Genomic DNA, 14,051 nt, shown 5'->3' on the forward strand with positions numbered 1-14,051 from the left:
GACATCCACTCCTGGATCAGGGTGTGGAACGAGGACCCTCGACCCTATGTGTGGCACAAGACGGCCGAGGAGATCCTCGAATCCCTTGCTTCGTACTGCCGACGAATTAACGACTCAGGACACTAGGTGAAGAGCTCCAGGAGCAGCACGACCAGGCCGATGGCCAGCATCGCGAAGAAGATGAAGTAACAGCCCACGTTCCCCGTGGGCCCGGGGTCGCGGGTCGGGCCCCGGTGGATCTCGTTCCTGCCGCGTCCCGGATTACGGTTCTTCTTCTTTCGGGCGGCCACGTGTTGCGTCCTTGTCATGCCGGTGGGCTGTCGGTGGGCTGAGCTTGCCACGGGGCTGCCACTCGGGGCAACCCGGGGCGGTCCGCTTCTCAGGAGTCCCGGTCGGCGCTCTCCGGCTCGGGCTCGGCGTCCCTCGGGGCCTTGCGCGCCCAGTAGGTGGCGACGACGGCACCGGAGAGGTTGTGCCAGACCGAGAACAGGGCACCGGGCAGAGCGGCGAGCGGTTCGAAGTGGGTGGTGGCCAAACTCGCGGCCAGGCCCGAGTTCTGCATACCGACCTCGACGCTCTGGGCCCGCTTGCCGGTGTCCGGCAGCCTTCCGATGAACCCGATGAGGTAGCCGAGGGCCAGGCCCAGGGTGTTGTGCAGGATGACGGCCAGGGCCAGCAGCAGGCCGGTGGTCACCACCGCGTCGGCGTTGGCGCCCACCACGCCGGCCACGACCAGCACGATGCCGGTGACCGAGACCAGCGGCATCAGCGGCAGGACCGGTTCGACGAAGCGGTCGGCGAAGGTGCGCAGCAGCAGCCCGGCGATGACCGGCAGCAGCACGACCTGGATGATCGACAGGAAGAGTTCTCCCGCGGAGACCGGCAGGGTCGAACCGGCCAGGCCCAGCACCAGCAGGGGCGTGACGAAGGGCGCCAGCATCGTGGAGATGGAGGTCATCGCGACCGAGAGCGCCACGTTGCCGCGGGCCAGGTAGACGATGACGTTGGAGGCGGTGCCGCCGGGTGACGAACCGACCAGGACCATGCCCACCACCAGCAGGGGCGGCAGGCTGAGCGCGTGGGCGATGCCCCAGCCGAGCAGGGGCATGACCGTGTACTGGGCGGCCACGCCCAACAGGACCGCCTTGGGGTGCTTGGCCACGATCGCGAAGTCCACCGGGCGCATGGTCAGCCCCATGCCGAACATGATGATCCCCAGCAGCAGGGACACGTGCGGCGCGACGAGGGAGGTCTGGGCCGGTGCCGCCAGGCCCACCACCGCTCCCGCCAGGACCAGGAGCGCGAACCACTTGCCGACGAAGTCGGCGATCTGCTTGATGACCCTCATCGTGTACTTCTTTCCGCGTCGTGCCCGGTGGAGGATGCTGTGGCCGGGCTACCGGCACACTACTCCTCGGGCGCCGACCTGTCCTGGTCGGGGAACGGGTGCGGGCTGCGTACCCGCCGAACTCAGGTGTCGTCCGTTCCCGTCTCCGCGAGCAGGGTCCCGGCGGTGGACTGGGGCACGTAGCGGGTCGGGGCGAGGCCGAGCAGTTCCGTGGCGAGCTCCTCGTTTCCGGAGAACCCGGCGTCGGCGTCCAGGGTCTGCTCGCCGTCCCAGAGCATGAGCAGGGCCGAGACGGTGTTGCTGGCCTTGTCGTGGTGCATGTCGTAGTGCGCGGCCATGGGAACGCTGTCGTAGTGCACCCACAGGTCGTGGCCGGTCATGAACATGTCCAGGTCGAAGGTGACGGTCAGGCCCATGAGTTCGGGCTTGTACCGGTCGTCGATACCCGCGAAGGCCTCGTCGAGGGCGACCACGCGGGGGCAGGTGGGCGCGGCCGAGGAGTACAGGGCGTTGGCCGCGGCGAACAGCGGCAGGTGGATGGCGGCGGACTTCTCGCCGCCCGACATCTGCTCGTGCTTGTTCTTGGTGAGGGTGACCTCGTCCTTGCCGGGCACGGCCAGGCGCAGCTCGAACCGGTACCAGGTGCGGTAGTCGAGCACGGCGGACAGCACCTGCTTGTGGCCGGCCCGGGGGTGGGCGGCGTGGTAGTCGCGGATCATGCTCCGCAGCACACCGCGCAGCTCGCCCAGGCCGCGCGGCCCGAGTCCGGCGCCGTCGCGGCGCACCAGCTCGGTCGCCTTGCGCTGGTGGTCGGTGAGCCCGTCGAAGCGCGACCAGCGGATGCCCACCTTCGTGCCGGAGGACATGGGCCGGGCGCGGGTGTCACGGTCCATGGCGCGCACCAGCTGTTTGGCGGTGCGGACGCGTTCGTGGATCTGCTGGGCGATACCGCCGAGCAGTTCGTCCTCGAGGACCCCCTGCTCCTCTTCGCGCAGGAGTGCGCCCTGCTCCGCCACGCGTGCGGCAACTGCCCGAGTGAAGGCGGAGACGGGGGTGCGCCCGTTCTCGTCGTTGACGTGGACGGTGACCAGTCCGCTGGCGCCGATCTCGTGGTCGACGCGGTAGCCTTCAGCGTCGCCGCCGAGCGCCTCCTGGAAGGTGCTCAGAGCTTGGGACATGCGGGTTCCGGCGGTCTTGAGCTCGCTGTCGCCGACCTTGCCGGTGCCGACCGCGGCGGCCAGGGCCTCCATGAGCGCGGCCGCGTTGTCGGGGAGGGTGTCCTGGACGGTGTCCGCCTCTCCTGTCACCAGGCGCCTGGCGGCCTCTTCGGGCTCGGGCCACTGTTCCGGGGAGGGCCAGGTGCCGGTGGTGTCGACGTCCAGGACCGCGCGCACGGCGGGCCGGGTGAGCGCGGAGAAGGCGGCGGCGTGCTCGAAGAGGGTGCCTAGGGCTCCGGTGAGCGACTCGCCGCCGCTGTCGCGCCGGGTTTCGGAGCGCACGGCAATGTCGTGGGCTTCGGAGGCCTCCTTCTCGGCGTCGCGGTGCTGTTCCCTGGCCTGGCGGAGTTCGGCCTCGGTCCGCTCCAGGCGGTCGAGGAGTTCGCGTGCCGGAGCGTCGATGGCGGCCTCGAGGGTGGCCAGTTCGGTGGCTTCGCGTTCGTGGTGTTCGCGGGCGTCGTCGAGTTCGGCGCGGTCGCTCTCGAGCGCTTCGCTCAGCCGGGTGACGGTGTCCCGGCGTTCGTCGAGGTCGCGGCGGTATTCGGCGATGTCGGCGCGGACGGAGTACAGGTCGTTGGCGGCCTGTTGGAAGGCTTCGACAGCTTGGGCGACGGCGTCGACGTCCTCGGCGCTGGCGGGCATGGCGCGTTCGGCCGCCGCGGCGCGGACCCGGCGGCGTTCGGCGTCGACCTCGGCGACGGCGGCGTCGAGTTCGCGGCGGGCTTCGGCGCGGGCGGCTCGGGCCGAGGCCAGGAGGGTGGAGTGGTGTTCCAGCGCGCGCACGGCCTTGGCCACGTCGGTGGCTTCGGGCAGGTCGGCGCGGGCGCGGTCGAAGTCGCCGAGTTGTTCGCGGGCGAGGGAGAGCCGCTCGTCGAGTTCAGTGTGGCGGTGTGCGAGTTCGCCGATGCGGGCGTCGCAGGCGGCCAGGCGTTCGCGTCGGCGCTGGGCGCGGTTGGTGGCGCCGATGAACTCGGCGACGGGTTTGGGGTGGGCGCCGACGAGCGGGCCCAGCCGGAAGCGGGCCCGGGTGTCCACGCCCCAGGGGGCGGGGCCGCCTTCCCCGGTGGTGAGGGGGACGGCGGCAAGGAAGGCGTCGATGGCCTCGGCTGGTACGCGGTCCTGGGTCTCGGGGGTCAGTACGTCGGCCAGGGTCGGCCCGGAGGGACGGGTACCGGCGGGCAGGAGGTAGGCGTCGGCGTCGCCCCTGTCCAGGGCGCGCAGGGTGAGTGCCGGGTCGGGGTGGATCCAGGCGGTGAGCAGTCCGGCGGCGTGCAGGGCGCCCTCGATGGCGGCCCCGTGCTCGTCCGGCAGGTCGTCGCGGAAGCGCACGAGCTGCCACAGGGGCGCGCCGGGGTTGCCCTCTCGGGGTGCGGGGCGCAGGGGGTCGGCGGGCGGGGCGTCGTCGCGTTCGGCGGCGACGTGGTCCCGTTCGCTCCTGGCTTCGGACAGCTCCTGGGCCAGGCTGTCCCGTTGCGTTTCCAGCCCGTGGACGCGGGTGGCCGTGTCCAGGCGGCGCTCGTGCACGAGTTCGTCGAAGACCTGGACGAGTGCTGGTGTGCCGGGTTCTCCGTAGGTGTCCAGGGCCCGGTGCAGGTCACGCGGGCCTTCGGGGCCGACGATGTCCCAGCGCCGGGACCAGGCGTCCAGGGCTTCGGTGGCGTCCCGGCGCCGTGCGGCGAGGTCCTCCTCCGCGGTGGCGCAGGCGTTCTCGTGTTCCCCGAGGGTCTCGTCGGCACGGGATGCGGCGCTTTCGGCCCGGCCGCGCACCTCCTCGGCGCGTTCCTGGTCGCGGAGGTGTTCGCGGACGGCCCGGACGTCGTCGAGTCGGGCGCTGGACCTGGCCTTGGCGGTCTCGGGCAGGTCGTCGCCGGTGTCCGCTTCCCCTTCGGCGTCGTGGACGATGCCGGAGCGTTCGGCGGCCCCGGTGAGGTCGGCGCGCAGCCTTTCGGCGCGGGTGAGTTCGCGGTCGACCCGGTCGGCGACGCGGGCGGCCTCACCGTTGAGGCGGGTGATCTCCGCTTCCTGGCCGCGGACCCGCTCCTCCTGGCTGGCGACGCGCCGGGAGCGTTCCTCGTTGCCCGCCCTTCTGACTTGGAGGGCCTGCTGGTCGCGGAGGGTCTCGTGCTGGCGGAGGGTGTCGCGTTCGGCGGCCAGTTCCGCGGCGTGCTTGTCCAGTTCCTCGGCGCGGGCCCGGGCCTGGTCGCGGTCGGCGGTGGCCTGTTTCAGCCTCTCCGCTGCTTCGGTGACGGTGTGTGCGTGGGTGCCCGCCTGCTCGGTGGCGGCCGCCACCCGGGAGAGGCGGTGGCGGGCGTTGGCCGCCAGGTAGTCGGAGTAGACGGCGCTGAATTCGCGGGCGGCCTCGTGGGAGGCGGTGGCGGCGGCGAAGCGGCTCTGGACTGCGGCGAGGTTGGCGAAGTCGCGCGCCGCCTGGTCGATGAGGGTGTCGTCGAGCGGGCTCAGGCCGCCGGTGAGGGTGTGGGAGACCTTCTCCGGGTCCAGGTCCTTGGCGAGCAGGGGGCGGCGCAGGGCGAGCAGGAGGTCGAGGAGCTGGATGTAGCGGTCGCCCAGCCCGAACAGGCGCGCGTCCACGGCCTTGCGGTAGTCGGCGGCACTGCCGTGGTGGGCGTCCTCGCCGAGGGCGTCCTTGAGCTGGCGTTCGGTGAGCGGGCGGTCGTCGGTGGACAGCAGCCCGAAGTCCACGCCCAGGCGCTGGTCGGTGACGAAGAAGGAGGGGGTGACGCCGTCGCGGTGGCGGTGGGCGCGCAGGCCGATGACGAGGGTGACGGTCTCGGGTTCGGGGCCGTCGGCGTCGGCGTCGTCGGCGGCGGCGCGGGCGAACTCCATCCACACGTAGCCGTACTCGGACTCCTGTCCCCGGTAGAGCAGGTTCGACTTCATGGTGCGGTTCTGGCCGCTGAAGGGGTCGAGCCTGCGGGCGTCGGTGTAGCCGTCGAGGACGAAGGGGAACAGGACTTCCAGCGCCTTGGTCTTGCCCGATCCGTTGTGGCCGCGCAGGACGAGGCGGCCGTCGGCGAAGGCGAACTCCTCGTCGAGGTAGTCCCAGACGTTGACGATCCCGGCTCGGTTGGGCTGGAAGCGGTCGCTCCTGCGGGTCATGGCGCGGTTTCCTCGGTTACGGGGGCGGACGTGGTGTCGGGTTCGGACACGGTGTCGTCTCCGTGCTCGGTGCCGACTTCGTGCGCGGTGTCGTCTTCGTGCTCGGTCTCGGGGTCGGACGCGGCCTCGGCGTGCGGGTCGGCGTCCTGCCCGGTGCCGGGCTCCAGGGGACCGAACGGCAGCAGGCCCGTGTCGGGCCGCTCGGGCAGCGCACCCCGGATATTGCGGTAGCGCAGGGCCGCGGGCGCGACCAGGACCCCGCCGGGCACCGGCCGGACCAGGGAGAGGTCGGTCAGCAGGTCCAGCGCGGCGTCGAGCAGGCCGTGGGGGTCGCGCTGCCAGGCCACGGTGAAGGAGGCGGCACCGAACTCCCCGAACAGGTCGGCGACCATCTCCTCCAGGCGCTCGCGTTCCACCAGCGGCGCGGTGGCGGGTTCGCCTGCCCGCGGTGCGTGCTCGGGCCGCTCCCAGGCCAGTTCGGCTACGACCTCTTCCCTGGGCAGCCCGGAGTCCACCCGCCGCACCAGGTCGGTGTACTCGTGCAGGGGGCCGGGGGCGGGCAAGTGGGTCAGGGCCGCCCAGGACTCCTCGAAGTAGGTGGCGACCTGCGCCAGCAGCAGCCCGGCCGCGCGGGTGACCGCCCCTCCCCTGCCCGGGAAGGCGCGGTCGGTGAAGTTTCCGGCGGGGTCGGCCAGCAGGACCCCCTCGGCTCGGCGCTCCGGTTTCAGACCGGTCAGGCGCGCCACCTCCGTGACCGGCCCCTTGGCGCGCAGGGCGGCCGCGACTTCGGGTTCGACGTCCGCGTAGTAGACCACCGGGTACTCCAGGAGCAGGCGGCGGGCGCGCTGGGCGGCGCGTTCCGGGGCGGCGTCCGGTCCGAGGGGGTCGTTGAGGAGCCCGGCGGCGCTGTGCAGGTGCTGGACCGGGCGGGAGGGACGGAAGAGGATCCCGCAGATCTCGTGGTCGATATCGAAGAGGGCGTCGGCCTGTTCGCTGCCGCGCGCCCACGCCTCCACAGAGCCGTCGGACAGGTGGAGGGCGCCCCGGTCCAGGAGCCAGCGGGCCACGTCGACCAGGGCGGCCTTGTGGGTGGAGTCGGTGGGGTCGTAGCCCAGGCCGTCGATCTCGTTGGCCGAGGGGGTGAAGCGGTGGACGAGGTCGCCGAGGCTGATCTCGACCTGGGAGCGCTGGAAGGAGGCCAGGACCAGGCACAGGTAGGCCAGGCGCCGCCGGTCGAAGGGCTTGCCCTTGCGGGCGAAGTTCTGGCGCTGGGTGGGGTCGAGCAGGTCGAGTTCGCGCACCAGCCGTACGTGGTCGGTGGTGGCGATGAGCCGGTACCCGAAGAGGGCGCGCAGGTCCTCGGCCATCTGGTCGGCCCAGAACAGGACCTGTTCGAGCACGCCCGGGCGCGGACGGGAGGCGGTGATGACGTCGCAGGTCAAGACCTTGCGCACGGCCTGCTGGTACGTGCCCAGGTCCACGTCCGCGACGCGGGGGCGGCGGGACTTGGCCATTACTTCGCCTTCCCGTTCGTGCGGGCGCCGCGGGTGCGGGCGCTCTGAGTGCGGGCTCCGCGGGTGCGGGCGGAGACTTCCAGGCGGAAGCCGGGCAGGTGCAGGTCGCCCCGCCGCGTGCGGACGACGCTGCCCTGTTCCGAGGGAACGAGCCGCACGAGGGTTCCGGCGTCGTCCCCGGTGGCCGAGCTCAGGCGTCCGGCGACCACGGACCGCGATTCCAGTGCCTTGGTGACCAGGCGCAGCAGGATCTTGGTGTCGCTGTCGTCGAGGACGCGGCCGTGTGCGCCCTCGTCGACCAAGCGTTCGGCGGAGGCGCGTTCGGTCTCGCGGCTCTCGCTCTGCTGGCGGCGCAGTTCCCCGCGGGCCCCCCGGTCCCGGCGTACCGGTTTGGGCACGCCCGCTGTGGGCGCCCGGTCGTTGCGGAACAGGGTGACGGAGACTTCCACGCCGGCCGCGTCGTGCCAGGACTCGGAGGCTGAGAACTCGTCGCCGTCCTCGTGGGCCACACCCAGGTGGCGCGCCGAACGGGTGTTGAAGGCCGCGCCCATGAGGGCGTGCGCGGAGCCGTCGTCGGGGGTGTCGAACACCCAGGCGGCCAGGTGCCGGAGCTGTGAGGAGCGGTTGACGCCGCCGCGCTGGGCCTCGGTGATCTGGCGCAGGAGCGCGACCACCCCGGACACGGCGGACCTGGTGGCCTGACCGAGTTCGGCGGCCCGGGTGGGTGCCCCGCCCTCGGACGCGAACCAGGCGCGCAGGGCCCACCAGCGGCGCGACCAGTCCTCCAGGCGTTCGGCCCGTTCCATGAAGAGGCGTTCGTCGGCGTCGGCGGCGCGGGCGAGCAGCGTGGTCAGGCCGGTGGCCTCGACCTCGTGGACCGCGCGGTCCAGTCGGGGAAGGTAGCGGTCGAGCTCCGCCATGAAGTCCGACATGTGCACGAGCAGGGCGTTCTTGTGGCGCAGGAAGACCTCCGGTGAGGCTTCCGTGGAGCGCAGGATCTCGCCGAGGGTCACGTGGAACTGGGCGGAGCGCCGACCCATGTCCTCCATGACCGAGTCGAGGCGGGACAGGCGCCGGTAGACGTCCTCGACCCGGCCGGTGCGGTTGGCCTCGGCCAAGGCCCCCAGGTCCTCCAGCACTTCGGAGAAGACCAGGCGGGACAGGTTGACGTCGTCCACGCGGGCGCCGAGGACGCCCTCCACCGCATGGTAGGCGCGGTAGCCGAGTTCGCTGAACTGGTAGACGGACTGGCGGTTGCGGTAGCTGGCCAGGGTGCCCGCGCGGGAGGCGTCGTCGAAGCGGTGCACCACACCGTCGGCGGCGAGTTCGTCCAGGCGGCCGCGCAGGCCTTGGGCCGGGACCACCGGCGCCTCCGCGTGCACTGCGGCCAGCTCCCGCAGGGTCGCCTCGACCTCGTCGGCGCCGACCTGGACCCGGTGGACCTCGCGGAGGCGGTCCACGGCGCGCAGGATCCACAGGTAGGTGACGTGATCGTCGCGCCGGGTGAAATTGAACAGCCGGAAGCGGTCGCTGACCGCGAGCGCGTCCAGATCCAGCGCCCTGCGCTCGGCCACCGTTCCAACCCCCGTGCTCTGCCCGTCGACCCCTCAGCCGCGTATCGCGCGCGTGCGGGCACCCCCGCCGGCCCGGAGCCCGTATGCGGCGGGAAGGTGCCTGAGCCATTGTGGCAGTGCCCGGGGACCGTTCGCCCCCGGTCCGGGGCCGGGCGGCGGTCGGATCGGTCACTCGTGGCGGAGGAGTAGGGCGCCTATGGAAGTATGTGCCCGAAATTGCCCCACCGCGAGGAGGAACGTGAGCGCTCGGCGCAGGCAGGGTCGGCAGGTGCGAACCCGGGGCCGGAGCCGGGCACGGAGGTGGGCTCGGAAGTTGCGGGACGCCCTGCCGCTGGCCATGGTGGGGCTGTTGCTGGTCCTGGTGTGGGTGTACGACAACGCCGAACGCCCGCTCGTGTGGGCGGGCGCGGGCGCGGTGGCCGTGGTAGCGGCGGTCGCGCTGGCCTGGTGGCTGCGGACCCGCCTGCGGCTGGCGAGGGAACGGTGGATCGTCTCGCGCACCGGCATCGCCGGGATCGACACCATGTCCGGCAGGGACTTCGAGGAGCACGTCGCCCGGCTGCTGCGCGTGCACGGGTACACGCGGGTGACGGTGGTGGGCGGCGCCTCCGACGGCGGGGTGGACATCCGGGCCCAGGCGCCGGACGGCAGGCCCGTGGCCGTGCAGTGCAAGCGCTGGCGCAGGCCGGTCCCGCCCAACGAGGTGCGGGCCTTCCTCGGCGCGCTGGCCGGAGGGCACCGGGGCCACGTGGGGGTATTCGTCGCCTCGAACGGATTCACCCGGGAGGCCGTGCGCGAGGCAGGTGACGGGATGGTCCTGGTGGACCGGCACGACCTGGGCCTGTGGATGGCCGGGGAACGCGCCCCGGAGCTACCGCGCGCCGGGGAGGACCGCCACCCGGGCGGTGGCAGTGGCGGAGCGGGTCAGGAAGGGCCGCGAACATGACCGGGCGGAGTACGACGGAAGCAGGCGGTTCCGTATACCAACGAGTCCCTATGCGGAGGGCTGGCACTTCCATGCCGTCGTGCTCAATCTGCTGTGGGTGTCGTGGATCTTCCCCACCCGCTTCTTCGGACCCTCGATTGTTCCGAAATGGTACTTTGCGGCAAAAGTTCACACCGGTCGCGGCCCATGCCCCGGACACCCGATGAGTTGACCACGTGGCAACACCCCCGTCCACCCGCTGTCATTCGGCGGTAGTTGCCTGCGGGGCGGCGTCCACCCCACCGACCCGGAAGGTCCCACGATGAAGTTCCGCAGCACCGCCGCAGACGGGGAACCCGACCCGGAGAGCCCTCGCGCCGCCGCCGACGCACGCCCCGAGGACGAGAGACCGCCCGCACAGCTGATGGCCGCCTACGGCATCCAGCACATCCTCGCCATGTACGCGGGCGTCATCACCCCGCCGATCATCGTCGCGGCCGCCGTGGGCCTGACCACCGTGGAAACCGGCATGATCATCAGTGCCGCACTGCTGGTCAGCGGTTTGGCGACCCTCCTGCAAACCTTGGGCGTGTGGCGCTTCGGCGCCCGCCTGCCCCTCGTCATCGGGATCTCCTTCGTCCCGGTCACCGCGATGACCGCGATCGGCGAGAGCAGCGGCCTGCCCGCCGTGTTCGGCGCCTCCATCGCGGCCGGAGTGTTCGGCATCCTGGTCGTGCCGTTCATCGCCGGCCTCATCCGGTTCTTCCCGCCGGTGGTCACCGGCACGGTCATCACCGTCATCGGCATCACCCTGCTGCCGGTCGCCGTCGGCTGGATCACCGGAGACAGCGAGACCGGTGTGCCTGCCAACAGCGCTATGGGCATGGCGGCCTCCACCCTGCTCATCATCCTGATCCTGTCCAAGGTCCTGCCCGGCGCCTGGAACAGGATGGCGATCCTGCTCGGCCTCCTGCTGGGCACGCTGCTCGCCGCCGCCTTCGGACAGGTCGACTTCGGTGCGGTCGCCGACGGACCGGTCTTCTCCGTCGGGCAGCCCTTCTACTTCGGCCCGCCCGAGTTCCAGATCGCGGCGATCGTGACCATGTGCATCGTCATGATCGTGATCCTCGCCGAGGGCGTCGCCGACATCCTGGCGGTCGGCCAGATCGTGGGCACCAAGGTGGACGGGAGGCGCCTGGCCGACGGCCTGCGCGCCGACGCGGCCACGGCGATCATCGGCCCGCTCCTCAACTCCTTCCCCGGCAGCACGTTCAGCCAGAACGTGGGCCTGATCGCGCTCAACCGGGTCAAGAGCCGCTACGTGGTGGCCACCGGCGGCGCGTTCCTGGTGGCGATGGGCCTGTTCCCGATCCTGGGCAGGGTCGTGGCGATGATCCCGGAACCGGTCCTGGGAGGCGCCGGGCTGGTGCTGTTCGGCAGCGTGGCGGCCGCCGGCATCCAGACCCTGGCCAAGGTCGACTACGAGGGCAACCACAACCTGCTGATCGTGGCGGTCGCCCTCGGTTTCGGAGTCCTGTCCATCGCCGCGCCCGAGTTCTTCGACGGCTTCCCGGACTGGGCGTCGATGATCCTGCACTCGGGCATCGTCACCGCCGCGGCCTCGGCGCTGCTCCTCAACGTCTTCTTCAACATCCTGGGGCAGCACCGCCGGGCACGGACCGCTCCGGCGCAGGCCCCGGCCGGGGAAGGCCCTCCGGGGAACTGATCCGCTCCCGGAGCGGGCGTGGAGCGTTCGTGGCGCAGCTGTCCCCGACAGGGGAACGGGCCCCGCGGCGGAGTGGGCGGATTCAACGGGCCCACGGGCCCGGAACCGCTGGTGGCGTAGCGGTTCGTCGACCGACGGGAAGAATCCGGATCAGGACGGAACCACCGCGCAGCAGGCTTCATCGGACCCTAGGAACCGGCTGAGCAACTCCTGAGGGTCCGCCGGTCGACGGGACGAACGGAAGGCAGGTCAGGAACGCCATGGAGCACGGCGGTGGGGTCCGGGTCCGGTTGGGGCAGGTGTACAGCACGGACGGGTGGGCCGCGCTCGGCTGCCTGGGCGCGTTCTGGGCGCTGTTCGCCCTGCCCGCGCTGGCGTACACGGTGCCCGCGTTCCTGGCCGAGCCGGAGAACTCCTTGGCGGACCTGCTGTGGCACGAGGACACCGCCGTCGGTGCGTGGTTCGTCCTCCTGTTGACCGCTGTCCTGCCCCCGACCGTCTACGGGATGCTGCGCGACCAGCCGCACCAGAGCGCCGAACGGGAGGTGGCCGTGGACCGGGAGGGCCTGACGGTGACCCGGCACCGCAAAGGGCGGCTGCCCGCCCGGGCCTGGTCCGTGAACTGGGACCGTGTGCGTTACGTCAGCGCGCGCCAGGCCTGGTTCGGTGAGAGCGACAGACACGGCCACAAAGGTCGGAAGCACCGCGTGCTGCGCCCGGCCCTGGACATCCACCTGTTCGCCGACGTGGCGGAGGAAGACCGGCGCGTCGTCGCCGGGAAACGGCCCGCCAGGAGCGAGTCCGGCACCTCGTCCCGTCGGGTCATAATCGGCGGTGCCGACCAGACCTCGCAGGAGGCGGTCATCCGGTTGGCAGAAACCTTGGGAGCGATCCGCCCGGACCTGTTCTACCGAGGGTTGGCGGAAGAGCAGTGGTACACACCGCCGGGCCGAGCATCCGAGCGTTCCGAGCCTCAGTGGCCCGAACCCGGGCAGTCGATCCCGGAACCGGGAGCAGGACCTTCCGCGGCCGGAGGCGGCCGCACTCCCCCGACCACCCCGGTGCTCATCGACCAGCAGTGGAGCTGGGGACTGTGGTCGGCGGTGACGGGTGGCCTGATCACCGCCACTGCCCTCTCCTACCTCTGGTGGTGGTCCGCACCGGCGTCCCAGGCGATGGACACGCTGGCCCACATAGCCCTGCTCCTGACCGCCATGACCCTGATCGTGCAGCTCTTCTACTCGCCCATGCAGCTCGCCCCGCGGAGCATCCGCGTGGGACCGGACGGGCTGGAATTCACCCTGCGGCAGCGGATGTGGGTCTGGCACCGGATCGAGGAACGCATCCCCTGGGACCGGGTCCAGGCCGTGGTGGTGCGCAGCACCGCGATCGGGAAACGGCACGATGACGACCACCGCGACCTCCGTCACCATCCCCCCGGAACCGGTGAATCGGGCCGGGTCAGAACCCTGGAGATCTACCTGGCTCCCCAGGACCTGGGCACACCCAACGCGTGGAACCGGATGGGCCTCCTGAAGGACGAGCGCACCGAACCGGACTCCGCGGCGCTGGAAGCGCTGGTGGCCTTCCCCGCGACCCGGATCCGGCTGCTCAACCACCCCGGGGAGACGGTGGCGGCCAAGCTGATCTGGGAGGACTACGACCAGGGCGGGCCGGCACCGACCGAGGTCCCGCTCGCGCAGTTGGGGCGGGCCATCCAGCTGTTCCGCCCCGACCTGTGCCACGGTTTCGACGGCCTGGACCGGTCCTCGTCCACCGACGCGCTGTGAGCATGCGCGGGGCCCTCCCGCTCCCGATCCGGAAAGTGACGCATGGCGGATGACGAACTGAACGACGGCGCGGCCCGGGTGCGGATCCGCGGCTCGGCCCCCTGGGCCGGGTGGTCACTGGTCCCCACCCTGGGGGTGTTCTGGGCCCTGTTCTGTTCGGCCGCGGTCCTGAGCGTGCCCTACTTCATGGCACGCCGCGACATCAGCATCTGGGAAACACTCTGGCACGAAGACACTTCGGGGGCGGTGTGGATGGCCCTGGTGGTGAGCGCCCCCTACTTCGCGGTCATCGTTTGGGTGGTAAGAGAGCACATCCGTCGACGGACCGTCCGCGAGGTGACCGTGAACAGGAAGGGTTTGACGCTCACCCGATACCGGATGGGGTGGCGACCGGCCAGGACCTGGTCGGTGGACTGGGACCAAGTGAAATATGTAAGCGCGTGGCGAGGCTGGTTCGGCGAGGCCGCCCCGAGCCGACACAACTCCCGTCGCGTGCTGCGCCCCGGACTGGACGTCTACCTCTGCTCCGAGGTCGACGAGGACGACCGCTGGGTGTACTCCGAGAACCGCAGATCCCAGGCCCCGGAACCGGCCGACGGCCCGTCGCCTTGGGTGCGCATCGGTGCACCGGGCTACAACGCACAGGAGAACATGGTCCGGTTCACCCAGGAACTGGGACGGATCCGTCCGGATGTGTTCTACCGGGGCACGGACCTAGTAGTACTTTGTTAACTCGTGTCGGGTGGGTGCTGCTGTGCGAGCGGCCGGTGACAGGTGGAACACACGCCGGTCCAGCACAGCAGCACCCCCTGGAGCACCTCCAGGACCTGGTACAGACTC

The 14,051-nt window shown here is 71.4% G+C and carries 9 protein-coding genes; 4 read left to right on the forward strand and 5 right to left on the reverse strand.

All coding sequences use genetic code 11. The features are described 5' to 3' along the window. Positions 1–122 precede the first annotated feature (122 nt). From ACYVD1_RS33250 to ACYVD1_RS33270, 5 genes are all read right to left on the reverse strand, one after another. Positions 123–308 (reverse strand): hypothetical protein, encoded by a 186-nt coding sequence (locus ACYVD1_RS33250; RefSeq protein WP_460778460.1) that lies wholly within the window; start codon positions 306–308, stop codon positions 123–125. Between the two features lie 71 nt (positions 309–379). Further along, positions 380–1,348 (reverse strand): bile acid:sodium symporter family protein, encoded by a 969-nt coding sequence (locus tag ACYVD1_RS33255; protein ID WP_460778452.1) that lies wholly within the window; start codon positions 1,346–1,348, stop codon positions 380–382. A 122-nt stretch (positions 1,349–1,470) separates the two neighbouring features. Beyond that, positions 1,471–5,682, reverse strand: coding sequence for a TIGR02680 family protein (locus tag ACYVD1_RS33260; protein WP_460778453.1), 4,212 nt, complete (start codon positions 5,680–5,682; stop codon positions 1,471–1,473). Next, positions 5,679–7,196, reverse strand: coding sequence for a DUF2398 family protein (locus ACYVD1_RS33265; protein WP_460778454.1), 1,518 nt, complete (start codon positions 7,194–7,196; stop codon positions 5,679–5,681). Before ACYVD1_RS33265 ends, ACYVD1_RS33260 begins: the two co-directional genes overlap by 4 nt. Continuing rightward, entirely contained in the window at positions 7,196–8,770 is a 1,575-nt protein-coding gene (locus ACYVD1_RS33270) for a TIGR02677 family protein (protein WP_460778455.1), read from the reverse strand. Before ACYVD1_RS33270 ends, ACYVD1_RS33265 begins: the two co-directional genes overlap by 1 nt. A 313-nt stretch (positions 8,771–9,083) precedes the next feature. Here ACYVD1_RS33270 and ACYVD1_RS33275 point away from each other — a divergent pair, with 313 nt between their 5' ends. The 4 genes from ACYVD1_RS33275 to ACYVD1_RS33290 all read left to right on the forward strand — a co-directional run bounded on the left by ACYVD1_RS33275 (position 9,084) and on the right by ACYVD1_RS33290 (position 13,943). Further along, the gene (locus ACYVD1_RS33275; RefSeq protein WP_460778456.1) at positions 9,084–9,716 is read left to right on the forward strand and encodes a restriction endonuclease; all 633 of its coding nucleotides are present in this window, start codon (positions 9,084–9,086) and stop codon (positions 9,714–9,716) included. Between the two features lie 301 nt (positions 9,717–10,017). Beyond that, positions 10,018–11,421, forward strand: coding sequence for a nucleobase:cation symporter-2 family protein (locus ACYVD1_RS33280; RefSeq protein WP_460778457.1), 1,404 nt, complete (start codon positions 10,018–10,020; stop codon positions 11,419–11,421). A gap of 260 nt (positions 11,422–11,681) precedes the next feature. Then, complete coding sequence (locus ACYVD1_RS33285) at positions 11,682–13,211, forward strand: hypothetical protein (protein WP_460778458.1); 1,530 nt, start codon at positions 11,682–11,684, stop codon at positions 13,209–13,211. Positions 13,212–13,253: 42 nt separating this feature from the next. After that, complete coding sequence (locus tag ACYVD1_RS33290; RefSeq protein ID WP_460778459.1) at positions 13,254–13,943, forward strand: hypothetical protein; 690 nt, start codon at positions 13,254–13,256, stop codon at positions 13,941–13,943. Positions 13,944–14,051: the final 108 nt, after the last annotated feature.

This window comes from Nocardiopsis nanhaiensis (assembly GCF_054778635.1).